Source organism: Flavobacterium gelatinilyticum, assembly GCF_027111295.1.
Classification (GTDB): domain Bacteria; phylum Bacteroidota; class Bacteroidia; order Flavobacteriales; family Flavobacteriaceae; genus Flavobacterium; species Flavobacterium gelatinilyticum.
The window spans coordinates 3,758,744-3,784,841 of the sequence record NZ_CP114287.1; the positions used below are offsets into that span (position 1 = coordinate 3,758,744).

At 34.7% G+C, this 26,098-nt stretch carries 24 protein-coding genes; 4 read left to right on the forward strand and 20 right to left on the reverse strand.

Annotated features, from left to right (window positions below; translation table 11 throughout):
* Positions 1–154 precede the first annotated feature (154 nt).
* The 5 genes from nadD to OZP11_RS15925 all read right to left on the reverse strand — a co-directional run bounded on the left by nadD (position 155) and on the right by OZP11_RS15925 (position 3,245).
* On the reverse strand, positions 155–736 hold the full coding sequence (nadD, locus tag OZP11_RS15905; protein WP_281231540.1) for a nicotinate (nicotinamide) nucleotide adenylyltransferase: 582 nt from the start codon (positions 734–736) through the stop codon (positions 155–157).
* 40 nt (positions 737–776) lie between these two features.
* Complete coding sequence (locus OZP11_RS15910; RefSeq protein ID WP_281231541.1) at positions 777–1,136, reverse strand: four helix bundle protein; 360 nt, start codon at positions 1,134–1,136, stop codon at positions 777–779.
* A gap of 42 nt (positions 1,137–1,178) precedes the next feature.
* On the reverse strand, positions 1,179–1,751 hold the full coding sequence (gmk, locus tag OZP11_RS15915; RefSeq protein ID WP_125718070.1) for a guanylate kinase: 573 nt from the start codon (positions 1,749–1,751) through the stop codon (positions 1,179–1,181).
* A gap of 92 nt (positions 1,752–1,843) precedes the next feature.
* On the reverse strand, positions 1,844–2,704 hold the full coding sequence (locus OZP11_RS15920; RefSeq protein ID WP_281231542.1) for a YicC/YloC family endoribonuclease: 861 nt from the start codon (positions 2,702–2,704) through the stop codon (positions 1,844–1,846).
* Positions 2,705–2,897: 193 nt separating this feature from the next.
* Positions 2,898–3,245: an arsenate reductase family protein gene (locus tag OZP11_RS15925; RefSeq protein ID WP_281231543.1), complete on the reverse strand. Its 348-nt coding sequence runs from the start codon at positions 3,243–3,245 to the stop codon at positions 2,898–2,900.
* A 77-nt stretch (positions 3,246–3,322) separates the two neighbouring features.
* On the opposite strand from OZP11_RS15925, the gene OZP11_RS15930 reads away from it, so the two are divergent.
* Positions 3,323–3,778, forward strand: coding sequence for a DinB family protein (locus OZP11_RS15930; protein WP_281231544.1), 456 nt, complete (start codon positions 3,323–3,325; stop codon positions 3,776–3,778).
* 37 nt (positions 3,779–3,815) lie between these two features.
* On the opposite strand, the gene OZP11_RS15935 is transcribed toward OZP11_RS15930, so the two are convergent.
* The 14 genes from OZP11_RS15935 to uvrC all read right to left on the reverse strand — a co-directional run bounded on the left by OZP11_RS15935 (position 3,816) and on the right by uvrC (position 21,641).
* On the reverse strand, positions 3,816–4,304 hold the full coding sequence (locus OZP11_RS15935) for a septal ring lytic transglycosylase RlpA family protein (RefSeq protein ID WP_281231545.1): 489 nt from the start codon (positions 4,302–4,304) through the stop codon (positions 3,816–3,818).
* Positions 4,305–4,391: 87 nt separating this feature from the next.
* Complete coding sequence (locus OZP11_RS15940) at positions 4,392–4,814, reverse strand: hypothetical protein (RefSeq protein WP_281231546.1); 423 nt, start codon at positions 4,812–4,814, stop codon at positions 4,392–4,394.
* A gap of 107 nt (positions 4,815–4,921) precedes the next feature.
* Complete coding sequence (locus OZP11_RS15945) at positions 4,922–7,654, reverse strand: TonB-dependent receptor (protein WP_281231547.1); 2,733 nt, start codon at positions 7,652–7,654, stop codon at positions 4,922–4,924.
* 313 nt (positions 7,655–7,967) lie between these two features.
* Positions 7,968–9,611, reverse strand: a complete 1,644-nt coding sequence (pgi, locus tag OZP11_RS15950) for a glucose-6-phosphate isomerase (protein WP_281231548.1) — start codon at positions 9,609–9,611, stop codon at positions 7,968–7,970.
* 113 nt (positions 9,612–9,724) lie between these two features.
* A complete protein-coding gene (locus tag OZP11_RS15955) occupies positions 9,725–10,387 on the reverse strand; it encodes a hypothetical protein (protein ID WP_281231549.1) in 663 nt (220 codons plus the stop codon).
* 41 nt (positions 10,388–10,428) lie between these two features.
* Positions 10,429–11,046, reverse strand: a complete 618-nt coding sequence (locus tag OZP11_RS15960; RefSeq protein WP_281231550.1) for a hypothetical protein — start codon at positions 11,044–11,046, stop codon at positions 10,429–10,431.
* A 47-nt stretch (positions 11,047–11,093) separates the two neighbouring features.
* Entirely contained in the window at positions 11,094–12,317 is a 1,224-nt protein-coding gene (locus OZP11_RS15965) for a peptidoglycan DD-metalloendopeptidase family protein (RefSeq protein WP_281231551.1), read from the reverse strand.
* Between the two features lie 33 nt (positions 12,318–12,350).
* Entirely contained in the window at positions 12,351–13,283 is a 933-nt protein-coding gene (locus tag OZP11_RS15970) for a tryptophan 2,3-dioxygenase family protein (protein WP_281231552.1), read from the reverse strand.
* Positions 13,280–14,053, reverse strand: a complete 774-nt coding sequence (locus OZP11_RS15975; RefSeq protein WP_281231553.1) for a DUF3108 domain-containing protein — start codon at positions 14,051–14,053, stop codon at positions 13,280–13,282. The genes OZP11_RS15970 and OZP11_RS15975 overlap by 4 nt, the downstream gene beginning before the upstream one ends.
* Positions 14,054–14,351: 298 nt before the next feature.
* The gene (hppD, locus tag OZP11_RS15980) at positions 14,352–15,512 is read right to left on the reverse strand and encodes a 4-hydroxyphenylpyruvate dioxygenase (protein WP_281231554.1); all 1,161 of its coding nucleotides are present in this window, start codon (positions 15,510–15,512) and stop codon (positions 14,352–14,354) included.
* 78 nt (positions 15,513–15,590) lie between these two features.
* Positions 15,591–15,950, reverse strand: a complete 360-nt coding sequence (locus OZP11_RS15985) for a four helix bundle protein (RefSeq protein ID WP_349293781.1) — start codon at positions 15,948–15,950, stop codon at positions 15,591–15,593.
* 122 nt (positions 15,951–16,072) lie between these two features.
* On the reverse strand, positions 16,073–17,233 hold the full coding sequence (locus OZP11_RS15990; RefSeq protein ID WP_281231555.1) for a homogentisate 1,2-dioxygenase: 1,161 nt from the start codon (positions 17,231–17,233) through the stop codon (positions 16,073–16,075).
* A gap of 322 nt (positions 17,234–17,555) precedes the next feature.
* On the reverse strand, positions 17,556–19,838 hold the full coding sequence (locus tag OZP11_RS15995; protein ID WP_281231556.1) for a patatin-like phospholipase family protein: 2,283 nt from the start codon (positions 19,836–19,838) through the stop codon (positions 17,556–17,558).
* Positions 19,839–19,847: 9 nt separating this feature from the next.
* The gene (gene uvrC / locus OZP11_RS16000; RefSeq protein WP_281231557.1) at positions 19,848–21,641 is read right to left on the reverse strand and encodes an excinuclease ABC subunit UvrC; all 1,794 of its coding nucleotides are present in this window, start codon (positions 21,639–21,641) and stop codon (positions 19,848–19,850) included.
* Between the two features lie 139 nt (positions 21,642–21,780).
* On the opposite strand from uvrC, the gene OZP11_RS16005 reads away from it, so the two are divergent.
* The 3 genes from OZP11_RS16005 (at position 21,781) to OZP11_RS16015 (ending at position 25,196) form a co-directional block, all read left to right on the forward strand.
* On the forward strand, positions 21,781–22,761 hold the full coding sequence (locus OZP11_RS16005) for a succinylglutamate desuccinylase/aspartoacylase family protein (RefSeq protein ID WP_281231558.1): 981 nt from the start codon (positions 21,781–21,783) through the stop codon (positions 22,759–22,761).
* Complete coding sequence (locus OZP11_RS16010; RefSeq protein ID WP_281231559.1) at positions 22,748–23,317, forward strand: 5-formyltetrahydrofolate cyclo-ligase; 570 nt, start codon at positions 22,748–22,750, stop codon at positions 23,315–23,317. Before OZP11_RS16005 ends, OZP11_RS16010 begins: the two co-directional genes overlap by 14 nt.
* A gap of 337 nt (positions 23,318–23,654) precedes the next feature.
* On the forward strand, positions 23,655–25,196 hold the full coding sequence (locus tag OZP11_RS16015) for a vWA domain-containing protein (protein WP_281231560.1): 1,542 nt from the start codon (positions 23,655–23,657) through the stop codon (positions 25,194–25,196).
* Positions 25,197–25,335: 139 nt separating this feature from the next.
* On the opposite strand, the gene OZP11_RS16020 is transcribed toward OZP11_RS16015, so the two are convergent.
* The gene (locus tag OZP11_RS16020) at positions 25,336–26,082 is read right to left on the reverse strand and encodes a tetratricopeptide repeat protein (RefSeq protein ID WP_281231561.1); all 747 of its coding nucleotides are present in this window, start codon (positions 26,080–26,082) and stop codon (positions 25,336–25,338) included.
* Positions 26,083–26,098: the final 16 nt, after the last annotated feature.

Consider the following 26,098-nt stretch of genomic DNA (forward strand, 5'->3'; position numbering starts at 1 on the left):
TTTCGACGAAGGAGAAATCACACTAGGAACTCTATAAAGATTGGAAAATTCCTGTGCGGAAATTCTAGTGTGATTCCTCGTTCCTCGGAATGACAAGATTGTGTATAATTAGGATGAATTGCCTCCAGTTTTAACTGGAGGCAATTCAATTTTTTTACTTCTTATAAAAATTATTATGATCAATATATTCCCAAACCTTCGGAGGAAGTAATGGCTGAATATTTTTGCCTTCTTTAATATTGTTTCGAATAAAAGTCGAAGAAATCTCTACAATAGGCGCATCGATCACATGAATTTTTGGATGCGATTTTAACTCTACATTTTCAGGTTCATCAGAAATTCTAGGATATACATAAATATCATGATTTTCCAGAATCACTTCGTAGTTTTTCCATTTATGAAGCGTTTTCAGATTGTCTTCGCCCATAATTAACGAAAACTCATGATTTGGATATTTCTCCTGTAAATGTGCGAGCGTGATAACGGTATAACTCGGCTGAGGTAATTTAAACTCAATATCAGACGGTTTTATCTTCGGGTAATCTTCTGTTGCCAGAAAAACCATTTGCAGCCGCTGTTGATCGTCTAATAAAGTCGATTTTTTCTTTAACGGATTATGAGGCGTAACCACCATCCAAATCTGATCTAAATCGGCATATTCTGCCATGTGATTGGCAATGATTAAATGACCAACATGTATAGGATTATAAGTTCCGAAATAAAGACCTATTTTCATAGTTTTTGGTAACTAGTGATTGGTGACTAGTGATTGGTTATTAGTTTTTTAGTGTTTTTGAAAAAGCGTTAATCATTTTTGATTCTTCTTCAATTTGATTTAAAATTTCTTTATAAAGAGCTTGATTGTTTATAAAGCCAAGATCATTGGCAATTAGTAATTGTGTCTCGATTTCGAACAATGAACCTCGCGATATGTTTAGAAAATGACTAAAAGATTTATCGGTATTTCGTCCATAGCCTTCTGCTATATTCGATGGGATCGAAACAGAAGCTCTTTTTAACTGACTCGTTAAAGCATATAATTCTTCAGGAGGAAATGATTTTACTAACTGATAAACTAAAGAAACTATTTTAACTCCTTTTTGCCAAACCAATAAATCTTTATAAGACTTTATCATACTTGCCTTTTAAGCTAATGACTAATTACTATTCACCAATTACTACTTAGAAATAAAATCTTTTACCAATTGATGAGCTTCTTCAAGGGCAACTTCTAAATCATAATTTTTGATAATTACATCAAACTGAGGCGCTGTCGCCAATTCTACAGAAGCTTTTGCGATACGCATATTGATCTTGTCTTCGCTTTCTGTAGAACGTTGTTTTAATCTGCGTTTTAATTCGTCAACACTTGGAGGTTTCACGAAAACCGCTAAAGTTTCTTCAGGAAATTTATGTTTAATACGAAGACCGCCAACTACGTCAATATCAAAAATGACATTTTTTCCTAAAGCCCAGATTCTTTCAATCTCTGATTTTAAAGTTCCGTAGAAGTTATCACGATATACTTCTTCCCATTCCAGGAAATCTTCAGCTTTAATGTGTTTTTTGAATTCTTCCAACGAAATGAAATAATAATCTTTTCCGTGTACTTCTTCACCACGCGGCGCACGCGATGCTGCCGAAATCGAAAATTCAAGATTTAAATCTTCCTGACCTAATAAATGTTTTACGATAGTTGTTTTTCCTGATCCGGAAGGTGCTGAAAAAACAATTAATTTTCCTTTGTTCATTGTGTGTGCTTTAGGCTTTAGGCAATACGCCTTAAGCTTTTATTCGAAGTCTCTTTAATTGCCTATAGCTTAAAGCTTATTGCTTATAGCTATTACAAGACGTTTAATACCTGTTCTTTAATCTTCTCTAATTCATCTTTCATCAAAACCACCAATTTCTGCATTTGAGCATGATTGGATTTTGACCCCATAGTGTTGATTTCGCGACCCATTTCCTGAGTGATAAAGCCAAGTTTTCTACCGTTGGCTTCAGAACCCTTTAAAGTTTCTAGGAAATAATCTAAATGATTCGTTAAGCGTACTTTTTCTTCGGTTATATCCAGTTTTTCTAAATAATAGATCAATTCCTGCTCGAAACGATTTTCATCAACGTTAACTTGTAATTCTGAAATGGCAGTGTGCAGACGTTCTTTTATCGCCTGAACTCGTTCCGGATCCAGGGCCAGTGCGTCTGTCATATATTGGCGGATGTTGCCAATTCTTAAATTGAATTCTTTTTCCAGAGATTCGCCTTCGTCTTTTCTGAAATTTAAAATATTCTGCAAGGCTTCATCAATAATAACCTGAATCTGCTCCCAGTCATTTTCGTCGATTTCTTCGCGTTCCGTTTTTAAGGTATCCGGCATGCGAACAGCCATTTTCATTAATTCAGTTTCATCGGCATCTGCGTAAACCTCTCTTAATTGAGCGATGTAGCTTTTTACAACAGGTACGTTTACTTTGGTTGAAGTCTGCTCGGCAGTGCTTTCTACGTAAATTGCAAAATCAATTTTTCCTCTTTCGAGTCTGGTAGAAATTTGAGTTCGTAAACCTAATTCCATTTCGCGGTAAACAGACGGCATTCTTACGTTTAGATCTAAACCTTTACTGTTTAGAGATTTTACTTCAACGGTAATTTTTTTTGTAGGCAATTGCAAAGAAGCTTTGCCAAACCCTGTCATAGATTGTATCATATAATTGAGTATAAAGGCGCAAAGATAAATAAAAAGTTGCAGTGTTGCGCTGTAATTCAGTAATCTGTGAAATCTTGGTTGTTAGAAGTTTTTTTGGCCGCGAATTGCACAAATCTGCCTTTACAAAATTGCTTCACAAAGGGTTTCAGTTGAAGCTGATTGGCAGAAATTCGTGTAATTCGCAGGAAATATATTAACTCAAAGCCTCAATAACTGCTTCAACATTTTTTTGGCTGTTGCCAATGTAAATTTTTCCGTCGATAATAAAAACTGGACGGCTTAAGAAGGTATAATGTTCTAAAATGTATTTTTTAAAATCAGCTTCGGTTAAAGATTGGTCTTTAAGACCCATTGACTTATATAATTGTGCTTTTTTACTAAACAAAGCTTCGTAACTTCCAGCTAGTTTATGCATTTCTTCCAGTTCAGCTTCTGTAATAGGATTTTGCTTGATGTCGTGTAAAACAAGATTGTTTTCAGGAAGGCTTTTGATGATTTTACGGCAAGTGTCGCAAGACGATAAGTGATATATTTTATTCATTATTTTATCAATTTGTTAGAATGCAAAGAAAATCCATTTGAATCTTAAAATTGCCTAATTTTAGAAAAAAATAAATTATGAATTCAGTTTTTGATGTACAGAAAACCATTAGAGAAATTCTTTTGAAAATTTTAGACAGCCACTCACTAGAACAACTGAACAAAATTCCCGAAGGATTTAATAACAACATTATTTGGAATGCAGCACATTGTATTGCGGCACAGCAGTCCTTAGTTTACAAATTATCCGGAATTCCGGCAGTAGTTTCGGATGAATTTATTTCAAAATACCGAAAAGGAACCAAACCGGAAGCAGATGTTTCGCAGGCTGAGGTTGATGAAATAAAAGAACTTCTTTTATCAACATTAGAAAAAACAGAGAAGGATTTTGAAAGCGGTCTTTTTGTAGAGTATAACGAATACACCACAAGTATGGGATTTACACTTCGTAATGTTCAAGATGCCTTAAATTTTAATAATTATCATGAAGGAACCCATACGGGGATTATGATGGCGCTTAGGAAATTGGTATAAAAAAAAGAAATCCCGCTCACAGAGCGGGATTTCTTTTTTATTCTATTATAGTTTCAATTGTAACTTTCATAGCGCCGGCACCTTTATTTTTGGTGATGTCCATAAAAGCTCGTTTTGAAAGATCTATTTCGCGCGTTTTTACGAATGGACCGCGGTCAGTAATTTTTACAATTACAAATTTTCCGTTGGCTTCGTTAGTGACTTTAACTCTTGTTCCAAAAGGAAGTTTTTTATGTGCAGCGGTGTATTTACTGTTGTTGAAACGGCTTCCGCTTGCGGTTTTTCTACCGTTAAATTTATCTGAGTAATACGAGGCGTGTGCGTTTTTTTTGTAAGGTTTTAGTTTTAATCCTTTGTCAGTGAATATTGAATCTTCTACAGGTAAAGGTATAATGTTTGGCCTTATGATTTTTGCAGTATCCTGAATTTTAGGTTCAGTGGTAGGTTTGGTTTGGCTTGTAACTGTAAAACAACTAATTAAAATTGTTGTAAGCGTGTAGAGAATAAGGTGTTTTTTCTTTTTCATGGGTTATTTTTTTCAGACTTGGGGAGTTTGTACAAATAATATGCCATTATAAAAAAAGTCCTACAATTTTAGGACTTTTTTAGTTTTTTAGAACCAAAGGTTCCAAGGAATTCTACTTAAAATAAGTAATAATCCTAATCCGTAAAAAATAGCGAATGTTTTAAATTTAGCTTCGCTGTTGATTAGTTTTTTATGTTTAGACCATCCAATAGTAATTAAAACGATGGCAATAAGGTTAATAAGCGGGTGCTCTAAAGAAGTTAATCTTAACGCTGCGTTTGACATTTGTCCTAAAGAATCTTTTCCCAACGGAGAAACAAAATAAAGGATCAAACCAATTAGTAATTGCGTGTGTGTTCCGATTAAAGCAAACAAAGCTATTTTGCGGTCTTTAGCTGTAAACTCTTTTTTTGAAGTAAAACCGAGAATGGCATTTATAACGGCGAACGCTAAAAGAAGTAATGCTAAATACGCCCAGCCCGAATGAAACTCTTTTATAAAATTATACATAAACTGTGTTTTTTTGTTAAAAACAAATATAGCAAAAAGGACCAAAAAAAAACGGCATTGGACTTAAAAGTCAATGCCGTTTTTACTATTTATTTAGATTCTAAATTTTAGAAGTTGAATCTCATGCTGAAATTCCATGTTCTTCCGAATCCAAAGTATACCTGGTTTCCTGTTGCAATACCACGGTACATTTGTCCGTTTGAAGCATATGTTCCAAGAGCAGGGTTTGCAGCGTTTATATTATCATCTGCAAAGATGTTTGTTTTTGATTCAGAGATGTAAACCTCATTTAAAACGTTGTTTACGTTAAGTCTGAAACTTAAAGACGTTTTGTTTGAGTTTCCAATTAACCATTTGTAAGAAACACCAGCATCCATTAATCCGTAAGATGGAAGCTCTAAAGTTCCTTTGTGGTTTTCAGCTGAGAATCTTCCTGGCTCAATTGCAGCATAAAGCTGATCTGTGTATCTGTAGTTTGCATCTACACTGAAACGCTCGATAATTTCGTAAGCAGCACCTAAACTTGCAGTTGTTTGTGCAGCATCACCAACTTTTACACCATCAAGATATAAAGTTCCTGATTCTAAAGGAGCATTGTTTTGGTCGAATTTATTGTAAGTAGCATTACCTTCATATTTCCATTGTCCAACAGAAACCATTGCGTTTAAGCTTAATTGTGGAGTTGGTTTTGCATTTACCTCAAGTTCGATACCTGTATGAAGCTCATTTACTCCTAACGCATCAAAATATCCATTTCTGTTAGTACTGCTTGGATCTGTAGATCTTTGGTATCTGTCTTTCCAAGATGTGTAGTAAGCATTTAAGTTAGCGTTTACTTTAGCAGATCTAAATCCGTATCCAGCCTCAAGTCCTAAAACTTTTTCATTTGGAGTATCGAATGCAACTGATTGGTTGTTACGATAAACTGCATTGAAGAATGGTTGTTTAGAGTAGTATCCAGCGTTTACAAATACATTGTGGTATTCGTTGATGTTGTAGTTTGCACCCCCTTTAACGTTTCCTCCTGTAATGTTTTTAGTATCTGTTTTGTATAACGGATCTGATTGCAGGTAAAGGAAAGTATCTTGTCTTTGGAAAGCCTGGTTTGAGATTGCTCCCTGAACGAAAGCAGATAAGTTTTCTCCAGAATACTCTAATTGAGTAAATGCTCCGTACCAGTTAACGTAACCATTGTTATCATATTCAATTTTCTCCTGATCTTTTACGTTAGTGAAAGGGTTGAAACTTGGACTAGCAGAATATGTTTCGTATAAATATCTTCCGTCTGGTTTGTAAGTAGCACTTTTGTTATCGAAATATACATCAGCACCTAATCTGTCAGTTACATTTCTAAAGTGGTATCCTGTATATGTTCTTGCATCAATACCAAAATCAAGAGTTAATGTCTTTGATAATTTTTGGTTTAAGTTGATTACAGCACCGTACCAGTCATGAGAGTTGATAGAAGCTCTTCTTGTAAATCCTGTAGTACTGTTTACTACATATTCACCGTTAGCATTTGGAGTTAATGGTGCTCCAATTGTGTTTGGTTGTCCTGTATTGTATTTTACGAATTCATCAAAAGGAACTAAACCGTCTTCTGTTTTAAAAGCGAAAGGACTTCTTCCAATGTTTCCTGTTCCTCCACCTCTTCCCCATGAAGCGTATAATACTGATGATAATTTTGTGTTTTCAGAGATTGTGTAATCGTAGTTAAGAGACATTACAGGTTTGCTGTAGAAGTTTCTTGCCCAAGAATACTCTTCACCGTTTTTGTACCCCCAGTCTGAGTTGTATTTAATGTTTGGTTTGTTTTCAGCAGGATTACCATACTGAATGTATGAAGCTAAAGTATTAGCGAAACTTCTTTGGTGGTGCCATTGAGGAGCCCCTGTAAAAGTAAATTGGAAATCGTGTTTGTTATTTTTTGAAGCATAACCAATTCCAATAAAGTAGTTTTGACCTGAGAATTTAGTTCCGTCTACATATCCGTCACCAATAGTGTTGCTGAATAAAACAGAAGCAGAAAGACCATTGCTTAATTTTCCTGTAGAGTAAGAAACAAGGCTTTTAAAGTAATTGTCATTACCAGTTGTAAGCGCTACTGTTCCTCCTTCTTTCATATCTGCAGATCTTGTAACAACGTTAATAGTTCCACCTACAGATGATATAGCTAATTTAGAAGATCCAAGACCTCTTTGAACCTGCATTGCAGAAGTTACGTCTGATAAACCAGCCCAGTTACTCCAGTAAACAGAACTGTTTTCCATATCGTTAACAGGAACCCCGTTAATCATTACGGCAATGTTTCTTTGGTCAAATCCTCTAATGTTAATTCTTGAATCTCCAAATCCACCACCACCTTTTGTAGCGTATACCGAAGGAGTGTTAGCAAGAATTTCAGGGAATTCCTGAGATCCTAATTTTGCCTGAATTTCAGCTGCTTTAATAGTTGAAACTGCTACAGGAGTTTTTCTGTCCTTTGCAATATCGACTACTGTACTTTTAACAACTATCTCACTTAATTCATTAGAATTAGAAGATAAAGCAATAGTTCCTACGTTTGTAGATGAACCATTTGAAACTGTAAATTTTACAGTTTGGTCTTGATAACCCAAGTAAGAAATAATAATTTCTCCTGAATTTGTTGTTGAATTGAGGGTAAATTTACCATCAAAATCGGTAGAAGTTGCCGTAGACGATCCTTTGATGACTACGTTAGCGCCTGGTAGTGCTCCCGTTCCGTCGGTGATTGTACCAGTCACTTTACCTTGAGAAAATACGGTCGAAACTATCATAAAAAATAGTCCAGTCAGTAACCAATTTTTCATTTTCTTCATTTTGTTATTAAGTTTATTGTTTTTGGCAAAATTATAACATTAAAATCAGTTAATGTTATCAAAATGTTAAGAATAAATCGTTTTGCGTATAGTATTGAATATTAAAATGATTATTTGATTTTTTGTTAAACAAAATAGCGATTTGTTGATTTTTTTTGCTTCAAAATTGTTAAATATGTAATTTTATGAATTGATTTGTAGTGTAAAACCTGCAATTATCGTTAAATTTTGTAATTTTTGAGATGCGTTTATACGAAAAAACGCCTTATTTAAAGTTAAAATAAGGCGTTTTAGTCTGTTACAGAATTGTAAACTATTTATTATTTAAAAAATGATTAAGTAAAAATGAAGTTGAGCTGTCATGGTTCTTAACCTTTTTAGAATTGATTTCGTCTAAGATTGAATTTGCTAACTGCTTACCTAATTCAACTCCCCACTGGTCAAAGCTGAAAATATTCCAGATCACGCCCTGAACAAAAATCTTATGTTCGTACAAAGCAATTAACGATCCTAAACTTTTTGGAGTTAGTTTTTGGATTAAAATTGTATTGGTTGGTTTGTTTCCTGTAAATACTTTAAAAGGTAATAAATAAGAAGCTTTTTCTGCAGCAAGACCTTGTTTGTCAAATTCGGCCTGAACCTGTGCAGGTGTTTTTCCGTTCATTAAAGCTTCTGTCTGTGCGAAGAAATTTGACATTAGTTTATCATGATGATCTTCGTTTCCGTAAAGAGGTTTTACAAATCCGATAAAATCTGTCGGGATCAATTTTGTTCCCTGGTGAATTAACTGAAAGAAAGCATGTTGTGAATTCGTTCCCGGCTCTCCCCAGATAATAGTCCCGGTTTGGTAGTTTACCGGCTTCCCGTCACGGCCAACGCTTTTTCCGTTACTTTCCATCGTTGCCTGCTGTAAGTACGGAGCTAGTTTTGATAAATACTGAGTGTAAGGAATTAAAGCTTCACTTTCGGCACCATAAAAATTATTGTACCAAACACTTAGTAAAGCTAAAATTACCGGAATGTTCTGGTCAAATTCAGCCGATTTAAAATGCTCGTCCATTTCATTTGCTCCAACTAATAACTGGTTGTAATTGTCAAAACCAATTGCAAGAGCAATGCTTAAACCAACGGCGCTCCATAAAGAGAATCTTCCGCCAACCCAGTCCCACATTGGGAAAATGTTGTCAGGATTGATTCCAAATTCAGTTACTTTTTGAATGTTAGTTGAAACCGCTACGAAATGTTTTGCGATATCTTCCTGAGAAGCTGATTTTAAAAACCATTCTCTGATAGTTTCAGAATTTGAAAGTGTTTCCTGAGTAGTAAAAGTTTTAGAAACAATTAAAAATAGAGTAGTCTCCGGATTTAATTTTTTGATTATTTCGTTTACGTGATCCCCGTCAACATTAGAAACGAAATGTGTATTTAGGTGATTTTTGTAAAATTGTAAAGCTTCAACAGCCATAACCGGACCAAGATCTGAACCTCCAATTCCAATATTTACAATATCAGTAAAAGCTTTTCCTGTGTATCCTTTTCTTTCACCCGAAATCACTTCGTTTGTAAAATTCCTGATTTTGTTTTTTACTTCGTAAACTTCTTTAATTACATTTTCTCCGTCTACATTAATAACTGCCGTTTCCGGAGCACGTAAAGCGGTGTGAAGAACTGCACGGTTTTCTGTCTTGTTGATTAATTCTCCTCCAAAATAATCAGCAATTGCATTTTTTAATCCAACTGAATTAGCAAGCTCTAGTAATAAAGAAACTGTTTCCTTACTGATATTGTTTTTAGAATAATCAACTAAAAAGTCATTCCATTGTAAGTGAAATTTTTCAGCACGTGCATTATCTTGTTGAAATAATTCCTGTATAGTAGTTCCGTGATTTGCGTTAAAATGATTTTGCAGATTTTTCCACGCTTCAGTCCCGGTTGGGTTTGTAGTGTTTAAAGCCATTTTTATTTTAATTATTTGATTGTTGTTTTTAGATACACAAAAATACTGAAATAACTTTTTAAAAGCTTACAGGTTCATGATTATATAACAATAAGTTGCGAAAACGATTAAGCCTATAAGCCGGATAGATTTAAGATTTTAATTAAGACAACAAATGGAAAAATAATTGAACCGATGATAAATATAGTCTTGCCATGTTTGCGGTCATTTTCATTGTACGAATAGATGCGTTCTCCATTTGGAAGTGTTTTTTTAGATTTCCAAAGCGAATATCCTATAACAATTCCAATTCCGCCTCCCAAAAGTGAAAATAGATAACCCGCAATTATCCAAGGTTTCTGATTTTCTTCTGGTTTAGCCAGAATTTGTAAGCGTTCTTTTTTGAGGGCAGCCAACATTTCAGGATCAATAGCTTTGCCTCGTTCGGTAAGTATTTTTTGAGCTAACTTATAATCAAAAACATTCCATTCGTCAGACTTTAAAAGAACTTCGTATAATTCTTCATCTGAAAAACTCAGGAGATAGTAATCTTTGTCTATTTCGTTAAGGATATTTTCTGTGTCTTTTTCCAGAATGTTTTCGGCTTTTTCAAAATCAGCCGCTTCAATTTTTACTTCATATTGATTTTGTAAGGTGCTTCCTGAAAAAGTAACGTCAACGGGTGGTAAATTATCGGCTAAGAATGTTTTGATATTGTTTTTGTTTAATAATATTTCAAGTTCTTTTGCCTGATCTAATGTTGGAAATTTTCTAAAAGTAGTAAAGTTTTCGGTCATGTGTTTTTAGAGTTGATCGGTTCAATTGATAGAATTAAGTTTTACCAAACCTTCCACCACGGCTTTTTAACTTCCTCGGTTTTTCCTGCTTTATTGATTTCTATTCTTTTTAAAGATTCGAATTTTATTTTAGAATCATCAAAAAACAGTTCGCCTGTTTCACTCATCCCAATTGGCAGATGGGTTCTTTGTTTCCAGTCTTCTGTCTGAAGTTCCGGAATCAAAGCAGCATCGATTTTTTCGCGAAAGCGTTTTTTTGCTTTTTCAATAATTTCTTCTTCAATATTTGAAGTTGAGTTCTTAAAAAGAGGAATAGAATTTTCAGGAATATGTAAAAGAAAAATCTGTGTTTTATGGTCATCTTCCCGAATGTCCAAAACTTTAAAAAATGTATTTGAAGACAAAAGGTAATGCCCGATTTTTGCCGAGTTAGGATTGAAGACCGATAAATCTTTGGCGTCGGCACTGGCAATTAAGTATCTCAAATTACCGGAAATTCCTCCGCCCAAACGCGTCATATCTGTAAAAGCTCTTTCCTTTATTATTTGACCAACTTTGTAATTTGCGATTAAGTTTTCAGGAAGAGTCGTGTCTCTGTAAAATAATTTTAAGCCTGAAAATGTCTCATTAAAAATTGATTCAATTCTTGAATTTTTCATGACTTCTTAATTTTTAAAATTTAAAGTTTACAAATAATCTGATGCAATTAAAGATTTCCAATACTGTCTAACTCTCTTTTTAAAGGCTCCATTTGTTTTAAGAAACGGGTTTTGTCATTTCCGGTTAAAGATTCTCCGGTTGGTAAATTTAGTCGGAGTGCATCTACCTGAACGCCGTTTTTCCAGAATCGGTAACAAACGTGAGGACCGGATGCCAGACCTGTACTGCCGACTAATCCAATAGTTTGTCCTTGTGTAACACGCTGACCGCGCTTTACTAAAATTCTGGACATATGTAGATATTGGGTAGAGTAGGTTCCGTTGTGTTTTACTTTAACAAAATTTCCGTTTCCTGCCGTATATCCGGTTGTTTCTACAACTCCGGATGCTGTTGTTGAGATTGGAGTTCCTGTTGGAGCGGCATAATCTGTACCTTTGTGCGCTTTCCAGGTATGCTGCACAGGATGGAATCTGTTCATGGTAAATCTCGAAGTGATTCGGCTGAATTTAATAGGTGTTTTTAAGAAGAAATTTTTAAGTGTTTTTCCTTCATCATCATAATATTCTACTTTTCCGGAAAGTGTGTCTTTTTCAAAAGGAAAAGCGTAAACTATTTTTCCTTTATATTCAAAAAAGGCGGCTTGCAGGTCTTCAACGCCGTCATACGTTTTTCCATTTATAAACCGTTCCGTGAAAATTAATCCGTAACGATCGCCTTTTTTTAGTTTAAAGAAGTCAATAGACCACGAAAATACTTTTGTAATTCGGCTGGCCAATGCGGTTTCGACACTTTCGTTTCCTAAGGTTTCAGATAATGAACTTTTTAAAACACCTCCAATAATTTTTCTTTTTAAAGTAACCGGTTTTGTTTTTTTATAAGCTTTCGCAATACTGTCGCGCAAATCGACAACGTAATACGTTAAAGCATCCGGCTGATAAATAAAAACCTGAAGTTTATTGGTTTTGTTTTTTGAACGAAGTAAAGTGAAGGGTTTGTTGTAACGAATAGACCGAACATTAAAGGAGTCTTTAACCTGTTCTACAATATTGTGCACTTTTTTGTCTCCAATATTCTGGCTTTGTAAAATAGATCCAAATGAATCTCCTTTTGATATGGTGTCATTAACAATATTAAAATCAGCGTAATTAAAACCGAACTCTATTTTTTTGGTTTTGGGTTTGGTAATTTTGTTTTCAACTATTTTTTCTTCCTTTTTATTACATGAGAAAATAGAAAACAAGACTATTAAAATTACGACTGCTTTTTTCAAACTTTTAATTTTTTTTCTGGGGAATTAAGTGGGTTAATCATTCCCCCAATTGGACAATTCTTCTTCGGTCCACAATTTAGGAAAAAAGATGCGTCTTTGGTATTTTGGATGCATATATTTTTGCCAGTCGCTTCCGCCGGTTGCTTCGCCGTTGCCTTTTCCGCTTTCTAAAATGTATTTAATAGCGGTATTCAGGTGCTGCATAACCCATGTAATGTTCACAGTATGATCATAATGGCGCATAGCTTTGATCAATTCAGGATTTTGCTGGTCTTCAATTGGCAGTTGTGTAAATTTCTGCCAGATATTTTTTGTTTTAAAAGAAGCCATTTGCCGCAAGAACTGATCTTTGTATTTTTTTTCAAACTCATTTAATAAGTATGATTTTTCGCCGGTGTGATAATCTTTTCCGGCAGCCTGCCAGTACAAATGTTCAAAACTGGTTTCAAGATCTGTATTTTCGTCAAAATTTGCTTTGTATCTGCGGTCTGTTAAATTGATGACATCCGTCGAAGCAAATTCGATCATTCTGTATTGTGCGCTTTGAAATCCGCTTGCAGGTGTAAGGGTGTTTCTGAATTTCATGTATTGCTCAACTTCCATTCCGTTTTCCATAATACTGAATGAATTCGTCAGCATATCAAAATAGCGTGTAATTCTTGAAAGTCTTTCGCTGAAAAAATCAACCTGAATATTTTGTGTGTCTGCAATCTGGTCGATTTCCCACAAAATCATTTTAAAGAGTAATTCATTTACCTGATGATACATAATAAATACCATTTCATCAGGAAGTGTTGTGCGTTGTGTTTGTAAATTTAGAAGAGCATCAGTCTGGATATAATCCCAATAGGTAATAGGTTTTGACCAAAGCAATCCTTCTAACTGAACTTCAGTTTTTTGATTTATAGCTTTAAATTTAAGATCAATTTCATTTAAAATTGATTCTGAATGATCGGTTAGATTCATTTACTTTTAACTTTTAACGGATTTTTCAATCCTTTATATTCATCAAGGTCTGCTTTCAGGGATCCTACGGCAAGATCTGCTTTGATTCTAATAGGGACTTTGTTGTCGTCGTCTGTAATCCAAAGCGTTAAACTTTCTTTTTCTTTAAAAACCCTTCCTGTTTGTACAAGTGGTTTAAAAATCATGGTAGAAACCTTTCCAAATTTAGTTGTAATATCTTCACGACCTACATATTTTAACTTAAATTTTGTGATTTCATCGTCAAAGAACATGTCGATGGTAATGGATTCTCCTGATTTTAATTTATCGATATTTGGATGATTCCTTAAAAAGTAAAAAGACGAAACGATATCCTGTACATTATCAGTAGTTACAATTGTTTTTTCCGTCTTTCGTTTGTAATCCTTAACCAGAACTTTGTTGTCGCTTTGATTAAAAAAGCCTTCCTGATTTTTGGTATAACCGCCTTCGTCAATTTTCCTGACGAATCGGTACGGGTTTCCATTTTCTTTGTCAAAATAACTCTCGTAAAGATCTTCTACTTTAAAGAAGAATTTAGACATTCCGGTTGTGTAGCCTTTACCAACCGCATGATGAACTTTTTTGTTGTTTATAGTGGCGTCTTTAATTTCAAGTGTTGCATATCCTGCATTTACGATCCCGTAATGGATCCTGAACTTAAAATATTCTCCTGTTCCAAAGGCGTCTTCTTTCTGCGAATCGAAGCCAAAGGCCGTTAAAACTAGTATGATGAGGACAAGCTTTTTCATAGTACAATTTTTACATTTCATTATAAAGGTAAATAAATGCAAATTCTATTCCAAATGTACCTAAACAAAAAAACTCAGTCAAAGATGACTGAGTTTTTATGCTATTAACTAACCAAAAAACTATAAATTATGAAATTTATATCAATTCAGAAGGAAACCACCCCTTCTTGATTTGCGAGTGCAAAGATAGATAGAAAGTCGAGAAATAAAATAGCAAATAGTAAGTTTAACATAACATTTGCATATAAATCATCAGTTTACAGAGTTTTTTTTAGCATAATGTAAAAATATCGCATTTTTATAAAGTTCCTCTCAATTCCTGTTCTCTCTCAATTGACTCAAACAGAGCTTTAAAGTTCCCTGCTCCAAATCCTTTTGCCCCCATTCTTTGGATAATTTCAAAAAATAGAGTAGGTCTGTCCTGAACGGGTTTTGTAAATATTTGTAAAAGATAACCGTCTTCATCGGCATCTACCATAATGGCCAGTTTTTCGATTTCGTTCAAATCTTCTTTCATCATATCCATATGAACTCCCAGTCTTTCCGGAATTGCTTCATAATAAGTATGCGGAGGAGCAGATAAAAATTCTACGCCGCGTGCTCTTAGTTGAGAAACTGTTTTAATAATATCATCTGTTGCAATAGCGATATGCTGAATTCCGGGTCCGCCATAGAAATCTAAATATTCTTCGATCTGAGATTTTTTCTTTCCTTCGGCTGGTTCATTAATTGGGAATTTAATTCTTCCGTTTCCGTTTGACATTACTTTACTCATCAATGCAGAATATTCTGTGGTAATTTGTTTGTCATCAAAAGATAAAAAGTTTACAAATCCCATAACATCTTCGTAGAATTTTACCCAGGTATTCATTTCATTCCAGCCTACATTTCCAACCATGTGGTCGATGTATTTTAATCCTGTTGATTCCGGGTTAAAGTCAGATTTCCATTCTCTGTAACCTGGAAGAAAAACACCATTATAGTTTTTTCTTTCTACAAAAATGTGAACCGTTTCTCCGTAAGTGTAAATTCCGGAACGAACTACCTGACCAAATTCATCTTCCTCAACGGTTGGTTCCATAAAAGATCGTGCCCCGCGTTTCATGGTTTCTTCGTAAGACTTTGTTGCGTCTTCAACCCAAAGTGCGGCAACTTTTACTCCGTCACCATGTTTTTTTAAATGTTCGTTGATTGGAGAATCAGCCGTTAAAGGCGTTGTCAAAACAATTCTTATTTTATCTTGTTTGATAACATAAGACGCTCTGTCTTTTACTCCGGTTTCCAGCCCGGCGTATGCCAATGACTGGTATCCAAATGCAGATTTATAATAATGTGCAGCTTGTTTGGCATTACCTACATAAAATTCTACATAATCGGTTCCTAATAACGGAAGGAAATCCTGCGCTCCTTCGAATATTTTTTCTAATCCGTATTCTACTGATTTTACTTCTTTGCTCATGATTTTTTAATTAGAAAATGTGTCAATTAGATAATTATTTACGCAATGTTGAAATTGGTACATTGACAAATTATCTCATTATCTAGTTGAACTCATCTTTGATGTTGATATTATTTTATTTAAAATTTCTGATAACTGTTCTATAAGTTCTTTGCAATTAGGATATTCTTTATATGCATCATACAAAAACAACCAATATTCAGTTTCGTCTGCTTCTTTAATTGTAATTTTTAATTTATGAATAAAATCAGCTTTACTTTCTGCATTTTGAGACTCTTTTGAATTTGCTCCAATTGATGTACCGCTTTTTAATAATTGATTCGTAATAACAAACTTTTTTTGTTCTTGAAGTTCTGTTGTATAATAAATAATGTTTAATGCGAAATTGAAAGTTTTAATTAAAAGAGCGTTGTCTTTATATTTTTCGTTAAAAGTGATTTGGCTTAATTAGATAATTTGAGAATGGTGTCAATGAGATAATTTATTTTGTAAGTTTAAAATCACACATTTAGTTATTTAATTCTCAAATTGGCATATTTTCTAATTGACACATTTACTAATTAAGACTCAGTCCATGACTTGTAGTATTGACCATCATCCAATCCCATAGCTTCTTCGGTAATCATTAATGGGCGGAACGTATCCACCATTACGGCTAATTCCTGAGTTTCTTTGTGACCAATGCTTCGTTCCATTGCTCCCGGTGCTGGTCCGTGAGGAATTCCTTTTGGGTGTAAAGTAATATGTCCCTGCTCAATGTTATTACGGCTCATAAAATCGCCATCAACATAATATATGACTTCGTCAGAATCTATATTACTGTGATTGTATGGTGCTGGAATAGCTTTTGGGTGATAATCATAAAGTCTAGGGCAGAAAGAACAAACAACAAATGTTGCTGTTTCAAATGTTTGATGTACCGGAGGCGGTTGATGAACACGTCCCGTTATAGGTTCGAAATTATGAATTGAAAATCCGTATGGGAAATTATATCCGTCCCAACCCACAACGTCAAAAGGATGAGTTGCATAAACCACTTCGTGAAGCATGCCTTCTTTTTTAATTTTCATTAAAAAATCACCTTTTTCATCGTGCGTTTCCAGTTCATTTGGTAAAATAAAATCACGCTCGCAAAACGGAGAATGTTCTAAATGCTGGCCTGACTGATTTTTATATCGTTTTGGAGTATAAAAAGGAGTGTAAGATTCGACATAAAACAGACGGTTTTCTTCTGTTTCAAATTCTATCTGATAAATAATACCGCGTGGAATAATTAAATAATCACCATATTCAAATGGAATATTTCCTAACATGGTTCTTAACTTTCCTTTTCCTTTATGGATGAAAAGCATTTCATCGGCATCGGCGTTTTTGTAGAAATAACTTCTAAGGGATTCTTTTGGTGCAGCAAGACCAATAATACAGTCTTTATTGACAAGCATGGCTTTACGGCTGTCCAGAAAATCATTTTCGGGTTTTAATTCGAAACCTTTAAAAAGAAGCGATTTTATGTTTTTGCCAATTGCAATTTTGGGTTCAACCGAATATGAGTTTAAAATTTCTTTAACCTGCGTTGGTCTGTGAACGTGATAAGAAAGAGAAGAATGTCCGTGAAAACCTTCTGTCCCAAACAATTGTTCATAGTAAAATCCGCCGTTTGGTTTTTCGAACTGGGTGTGTCTTTTTTGAGGGAAATCCCCAAGTTTATGATATAGTGGCATGGCTTTTCAATTAGATAATTTGTAAATTAGATAATTCGAAAATTTGAATTGCATAGGCAGACAATCGGTTCAATTTAAATTGACCTATTTATCTCAATTCGATAGAAGCACTATTCCGGATTTCTCTTAATGAGAAATTGAAGATACTCTAATAAACCTGTCCATTTTGTTTTCATCACAGCAAATATCGTAATTTTTATTAATTAAAATTACATATCGTATTTTTTTAGCATTAAATTATTTTTAAATACTTTGAGATAAAGCCAATATACTGCGAAAAATAATTCTTTGTAAAAATAGAAAAAGTACGGGAAAGAAAGCGTTAAAATAAAAATCCGATGCTGAACCAGGTAAAACTTTTAGACATTTCCGGCGACCATGACTGCTTAATTTCAATTGGGCCAATTATAGTTTCCAGACCGTAACCCACAGCATAACCTGTATATTTAGGCATCGATAACCAGTCTACAGAACTAAAAATATCATCGCCCAGATTGGCAAAATTAGCAGAAAGGTTGATATGGTTCTTTTTGAAAATTTCGTAATCAAGCGAAATATCGGCTTTAATAAAACTATTTCCTGCAATACTTAAAAAGTCATACCCATAGAAGTAGTTGAAGTTATTGATTTTGTTATAACCATAGCCTCCTAATATAAAATCGAAAAACGGTACACTGTCGCTTCCTATATTAAAACCGGCATCGGCACCAAATTTTACTGTTGTTTTATCAAATATGGTTCTCACAAAACCAAGTTCGGCTTTGGCGATAGAAAAAGGTTTGAATTTATTGGTATAATCAGATGAAGCAAGGTACGTCTGTAGATCTGTAGAAAAATATACCCCGGAACTTGGGTAATATTTATCGTCAAACGAGTCGTATTTTAAATAAGCAAAGGCACTCATATAACTGCTTTTATCAATTATATTTTCTACGTTAGAAAGTGTAGGGGAGTTTATTTTCAGATACTTATAATCTAAACCACCGCCCATTAAGAACTTCTGAACAAAAATAGTCTGAAAGTAGGCCTGATTACTTATATCCATAAAGTCAACATTAATTAAATTGAAATTTGGATTCTGTCCGATAAGATTACTCAGACTTGTCGTTACGTTTCGGTTAAACTGATTTAATCTGGAACGGAAACCAAAACTGATATTGAAACCATTTTCGACATAATAATTAAAGTCGTATCTAAAATTATCTCCTAAAATAATATCAAGAGAAGTGACATCGTTTTTTAAAAATGTTTTGTTGTGCGTAAGATTTAGCAAAACAGCACTTTTGTATAGTCCGTCGTAATGAAGGCCCAGTTTTAAATAAGTCTGCGTTGGATTTTCCTTTAAAACCAGGTCAAGATCGTCCTTACCGCCGTCCGGCTGCAGACAATAGGAGATTGTGCTGAAATTTTTAGTAGCATCCAGATTATTAATTCCGGCTTTAAGATCATCATAAGTAATGGTGCTTCCCGGTTTAAAACGAAGTTTACCGCGAATGTATTCTTTAGTATAATTATCTAAACGGTCTGTGTTTATTTTCTGTATTTGAATCGTATCAGACGCAACTTTTAATTTTGGTTTTTTATAATAATTGTCTTCGTTTACCAGCGTTTTAATTTTTTCGTATACAGCAAAAGCGGCTTCTTCTCCTTTTCTGATGATTTCTTCTCCTTTATCAAAAGAAATTACACCGTAATCGCGAATATCCGGTTTAATATAAACATCAGTATCCTTGATTTTGCTTTTCATTTTATCGATAGACTGCAGGTTGGTAATCTGAACCAGAATTCTTGTCGCGTTTTTTAGATTTTTTCGCTTCATTAAGTCATCCTGAACGTCTACACCAATGATAATATCGGCACCCAGATTGCGGACTTCTTTTATTGGATAATTGTTTACAACGCCGCCGTCGACCAATAAATTACCGTCGATTTCAACAGGAGTAAATAAGGATGGAAAAGCGGCACTTGCCATCATGGCCTGAACCAGATTTCCTTTGTTCAGCAAAACTTCTTCGCCGGTTTCAATATTAGTTCCAATACATAAAAACGGAGTAGGAAGTTTGTTAAAATCACGAATATGACGAACATTTCGGGTCAGGCTGCTCAATAAGTTATAGTTGTACATTCCTTTTGAAAGTGCTTCAGGGATACCAACTCTGAATTTACTGAACGGTAAAACAATTGCATACAATTCGTCATTTTTCTTTCCGTAGAAGTTTTTAGACGAACGTGGAATATAATCGTTTATTAAATCGTCGAAATTGGTTTTTTTGAAAATAGAATCAATTTGAGAAGCATTGTAACCGGAAGCGTAAAGGCCGCCAATTACAGATCCCATACTTGTACCGCCAATGTAGTCGATTTTGACTCCTGCTTCTTCGAGAACTTTCAAAACCCCAATATGTGCAAAACCTTTCGCACCGCCGCCACTTAAAACCAAGCCGATTTTAGGTCTTTTTACACTGTCCTGTTTGATTTCCTGACAGAAAGATTTTTCAGGAAAAAGGACCAAAAGAGAAAAAAGCACAAATGCTTTACCCCAAACGGAACGTAGAAAAAATCCTGTTGAGAGGATATTTGAAATGGAAAGCTTAATCAGGCGCATAAAAATTTGCTAGTTGGTTTTGTAAAAGTCGACAATTTTTTTGGCTTTTGACACACCAATGACAGCAGATATTTCTTTTTCTGATGCTAATTTCAATCTTTTAACACTTTTAAAATGTTGTATTAACGTGAGCATGGTTTTTTCGCCTATTCCGGGAATGCTTTCTACAGATGAATTAAGGGCTGCTTTGCTTCGTTTATCACGGTGAAACGTGATCCCGAAACGGTGCGCTTCATTTCGCAGCTGCTGGATAACTTTAAGGGTTTCGGATTTTTTATCGAGATATAACGGGATTGAATCGCCCGGATAAAAAAGTTCTTCAAGACGTTTTGCGATTCCTATAATAGCTACTTTACCACGTAAGCCGAGTTCGTCGATGCTTTTTAAAGCAGCAGATAATTGTCCTTTCCCGCCGTCAATAATAATTAATTGCGGTAAAGGTTCATTTTCATCCAGTAATCTTTTGTAACGGCGGTATACAATTTCGGTCATCGAAGCAAAATCGTCAGGACCTTCAACCGTTTTTACATTAAAATGACGGTAATCTTTTTTGCTGGCTTTTCCGTCTTTAAAAACGACACAGGCCGCAACAGGATTTGTTCCCTGGATATTCGAGTTGTCAAAACATTCTATATGGCGAGGCTCAGCCGGAAGACGTAAATCTTTCTGCATCTGCGCCATGATTCGGTTAACGTGGCGATCCGGATCTACAATCTGCAATTGTTTCAACTGTTCGATTCGGTAGAATTTGGCATTTCGGATGGACAAATCCAATATCTGTTTTTTATCTCCAAGCTGTGGAACGGTTGTTTTTATTTTTTCGCCCAAATCAATTTCAAACGGAACAATAATTTCTTTTGATAATAAGTGAAAACGCTCGCGAAGTTCTACAATTGCCAGTTCTAATAATTCTTCGTCGCTTTCGTCCAGTTTTTTCTTCATTTCCAGAGTATGCGAACGAATGATTGAACCATGCGATATTTGTAGAAAGTTTACATAAGCGGCACTTTCATCAGATACAATCGAAAATACATCGATATTGGTAATCTTTGGATTTACAATGGTCGATCTTGACTGATAATTTTCAAGTACTTCAATTTTTTCTTTGATTTTTTGTGCCTCTTCAAAACGTAAATCTTCGGCATATTTTACCATTAAACGCTTGAAATCTTTCATGCTTTCTTTAAAATTTCCTTTCAGGATTTCGCGGATCGCATCAACCTGGCGCTGGTATTCTTCCAGTGGTTCCATGCCTTCGCACGGACCTTTGCAGTTGCCGATATGATATTCAAGGCAGACTTTAAATTTGCCCGAGTCTATATTCGATTTGCTTAAATCGTAATTGCAGGTTCGTAACGGATATAATTCTTTAATTAAATCCAGTATAGTATGCACGGTTTTGAAACTGGTGTAGGGTCCAAAATATTCAGAACCGTCTTTGACCATTCTTCGGGTTGAAAATATTCTCGAAAAAGGTTCTTTTTTGATACAAATCCAGGGATAACTTTTGTCATCGCGCAAAAGCACGTTGTACCTTGGCTGCAAAGTTTTTATTAGATTGTTTTCTAATAAAAGCGCATCACTTTCGGTAGGAACAACAATATGTTTGATGGTCACGATTTTTCGAACCAGAACATTCGTTTTTGCCGTATCGTGAATTTTATTGAAGTAGGAGGAAACCCTTTTTTTTAAATTTTTGGCCTTCCCCACATACAAGATTTTCCCGTCTTTATCGTAATACTGATATACGCCGGGATTATCCGGTAAGGTGAGAATTTGAAGATCTAAGGACGGTTTTTGCATTCTGTTTTATTTCTGAAGATAACTTGATAAGCGGTTTCAAAAACCATTCTGATTCCTGAAAAAAAAGCTTAACACTGATTTAGTTTCAAATTTACGAAATCAAAAGAATAATTTCTATATTTAGATTTTATAATTCTGCATGAAAAATAGTAAGCCCCTGGTTATTTTCGGCGAATCAATTCTGCCGGGAGAACATAAGACCATAAATGTCGAAATTGCCCGATTACACACAACAACCAAACTCAATATTCCGGTCATTGTACGTCGTTCCAAACACGAAGGTCCGGTTGTTTTATTTTCGGCAGGAATTCATGGTGATGAAATTAATGGTGTCGAAGTTGTCCGCCAGATTATCAGCAAGAAAATCAACCGCCCCGAAAGAGGAACTATTATTTGTATTCCAATTATCAATATGTATGGTTTTGTGAATAAATCCAGAGAATTTCCTGACGGTCGTGACTTAAATCGTGTTTTTCCCGGAAGTAAAAAAGGATCGCTGGCAAGCCGCTTTGCCTATCATATCGTCGAGCAGATTTTACCAATTATAGATTATGCAGTCGATTTTCATGCCGGAGGCGCCAGCCGTTTTAATGTTCCCCAGATCCGGATTACCGAAAATAACATGGAATTAAAATTGCTGGCAGATATTTTTAATGCGCCGTTTACTTTATACTCTAAAAATATTGGCGGTTCTTTTCGAAATACCTGCGAAAAAGCCAACATAAAAATGCTGCTTTTTGAAGGCGGAAAATCATTGGATATAAATGATGCGGTTGCCAATGAAGGTGTAAAAGGAGTAAAGCGGCTGCTGCATTACCTGAATATGCTGGATCCAAAACATATTGTTGAGCCTGCTTTAGAAACTTCTATTTATATTAAATATTCAGTCTGGCTTCGCGCAAAATGTTCCGGACTGCTTCATGATTACAATATGGTTGGTAAATTTGTAACCAAAGGAACTATACTGGCCATTATTACAGATCCGTTTGGAAAGTTTGAACAAAAAGTAAAAGCACCGCATGATGGGTATGTTATTAATGCCAATCATTCGCCAATTGTATACGAAGGCGATGCGATTTATCATTTATCTAAAAATTCTCCCATAAATGCCGACGAATAAAAAAGAATTACGACTTCATTATAAAAATCTTCGCGCAGCACTTTCTGAAAGTGATATCGAAGAAAAAAGTCTGGCTATTGCCAATAGTCTGATTCAGCTGCCTATTTGGGACAAAACTTATTACCATGTTTTTCTTCCAATTGTGGAGCATAAAGAAATCGACACCGAATTTATCCTGCATTTACTTTCCGGAAAAGATAAAGAAATCGTGATTTCGAAAAGCGATTTTGAAACCCGTGAAATGACGCATTTTTTATTGACCGATAATACCAAAATTAAAAAAAACGAGTATAATATTCCCGAACCAATAAACGGACTTCAGGTTCCGGTTCAAAATATTGATGTGGTTTTTGTGCCTCTTCTTGCTTTTGATATTTTTGGCAATCGCATTGGCTACGGAAAAGGTTTTTACGATAAATTTCTTGCCGGTTGTAAACCCGAAACGATAAAAATTGGACTTTCTTTCTTCGAATCTGTAAAAATGATTGATGACGTCTTTGAATCTGATGTAAAATTAGATTATTGCATTACGCCCTTGAAAATCTACACCTTCTGATTTTCTTTTTTTATAATAAAAATATTCTGATAATCAATATTTTATATATGATTCGTAATGTATCTACGCAGCTTTTGTCGATATTAATGACGTAGATGCACTGCGGTGCGTCTGTATATATATTTGCCGGAAAACCCCGTATGATATAAATTAACATTTGTGCAAATTTAACAAATGACTTAATTTTACTTATATCACTTAAATGATTCAAAAACGACTTTAAAAATTTTGGCATCAATTTTGGATTGGCGCAAATCGCAGATAATTTTCTTAGTAAATCCGGAATGCTGATTATTATTTGAGATCAAAACCAATTATTAATCCTAAAATTTTTTAAATGAAAAATACACCTTTTTATTTGCTGGCATTCCTTTTACTTGTTTTAATAAGTTGTAAAAAACAAGATGCGTCTGCCTACGAAACAGTTGATTTAACTGCTGTAGCTTCGGATGAAATTCCGGAAGAATATGTTTCAGATTCCAATACTGAAAGTTATGCCGGACTCGAAGAAAATCCTTTTGAGTCTCCAAAAAAATCTCCTCTTTCTACTTTTTCCATAGATGTTGACAATGCTTCTTATACCAATATCCGTCGTTTTATAAACGAAGGCCAGCCGGTTCCTAAAGATGCTGTTCGTGTAGAAGAAATGATGAACTTCTTTAAATATAAATATCCGCAGCCTAAAGGTGAGAATCCGTTTTCGATAAATACGGAGTTAAGCGACTGTCCGTGGAATAAAAATTCGCAGTTACTGAAAATAGGTTTACAGGGAAAGAATATTCCAATGACCAATCTTCCGGCATCTAACCTTGTTTTTTTAATTGATGTTTCGGGTTCGATGAATGATTCGAATAAACTGCCTTTGCTGAAGGAATCGATGAAAATTCTAGTGAAAGAATTACGTGCCAAGGATAAAGTTTCAATTGTAGTGTATGCCGGTTCTGCAGGTGTTGTTTTAGAGCCGACTTCCGGCGACGAAAAAGATGAAATTATGAATGCTTTTAACCAACTGAGCGCAGGCGGAAGTACAGCAGGAGGGGAAGGAATTGAACTGGCATATAAATTAGCGCAGGAAAATTTTATTAAAGAAGGAAATAACAGAGTAGTTATTGCAACCGATGGTGATTTTAATGTTGGTGCATCTTCTGATCTGGATATGGAAAAACTAATCGAAGAAAAAAGAAAATCAGGTGTGTTTTTAACTGTTTTAGGATTTGGAATGGGGAATTACAAAGACAGTAAAATGGAAATTCTGGCTGATAAAGGAAACGGAAATTATGCTTATATCGATAATATCCAGGAGGCCAATCGTTTTTTAGGAAAAGAATTTAAAGGATCAATGTTTGCCATTGCCAAAGATGTAAAAATCCAGATTGAATTTAATCCAAAACACGTTCAGGCGTATCGATTAATTGGTTATGAAAACCGAAAGTTAAAAGACGAAGATTTTAAAAATGATGCGGTCGATGCAGGAGAATTAGGAAGCGGCCATACGGTAACAGCTCTTTATGAGATTATTCCGCCGGGTGTCGAAAGTAATTATGTTCCGTCAGATTTAAAATATACCAAAGTAAAGACCGATGAAACAGCTTACAGCGATGAACTGGCCACGATTAAATTCCGTTATAAAAAACCGGATGGCGATAAAAGTATTGAAATCGTGAATACAATTGCAAACAAAAAAACAGCATTGAACAATAGTTCTGAAGATTTTAAATTTACAACTGCTGTTGCCTGGTTTGGTTTAAAATTGAGAGATTCAAAGTTTATCACAAATTCATCAAGTGCCGATATTAAGAAACTGGCCAAATCAGGATTATCATACGATGATGAAGGTTACAGAGCAGAGTTTGTCCGATTGGTAGAGGCTGTGAATTAATATTAAATTCCAGTATAGAAATTGCTTCGCCTGTTCGCTGTCGTTCAGGTACAAATTTTAAATCTCAAAATAAAAAATTCCAAATCCCAGGTCAGATAGACATTGGGATTTGGAATTTTTTTATTGAAATTTTATACCGTTATTTTACTTCCTTAATTGTTGTTCCGTCGATCCAGCCTTCGGTACCGTCTGTTAATTCGACTTTTTTCCATTTTCCAAGGCTTTCCATTACATATACTTTTGCACCTTCATGAAGTAAAATAATCGCAGCACCACCTTTTTGAGGCTCGCTTCTTACTTCGCTTAATTCGGCAAAAACAATCGCCGGACGATCGTTGTCAAAATGATCTTTTTCAGACATTCCCGCAGAAACGCTTAAAGCCAGAGCAACCAAAAAAATAAACATTGCAACAAAATAGATTCGTTTCGTAATAGTACGTTGTGAAAAGTAATACCCGATAAAACCAAGTAAAAACAAAAAAGCAATTCCAACCGAAATTTTTGCCCACATGTTGTAATCGAAAATTGAAGTAAAATTCTGGATCAGTTTTGCAAAACCTACTTTCGGTACTTCTTTTATTTCATCGATAGTTAGTTTTTTGGCAAATTTTAAGTTGTTTAGAGTCTCCGGATCGTTTGGTTTTAATACCAGAGCCTTTTCATAATTGTAAATTGAAGGAGCAACTTTGTTCAGTTTATAATAACTGTTTGCCAGATTAAAATACAATTCAGCCGACTCCAGTTTATCTTCTTTGATAATATCTTCATAAACCTGAACCGCTTCTTTATATTGTCCCTTTTGGTACAAAGCATTTCCTTTTTCAAAGCTGCTTTGAGCAAAGAAAACCTGCGAGATTAATAAAAAGAGATATAGTATGTTTTTCATTTTATTTTCTTTAAAC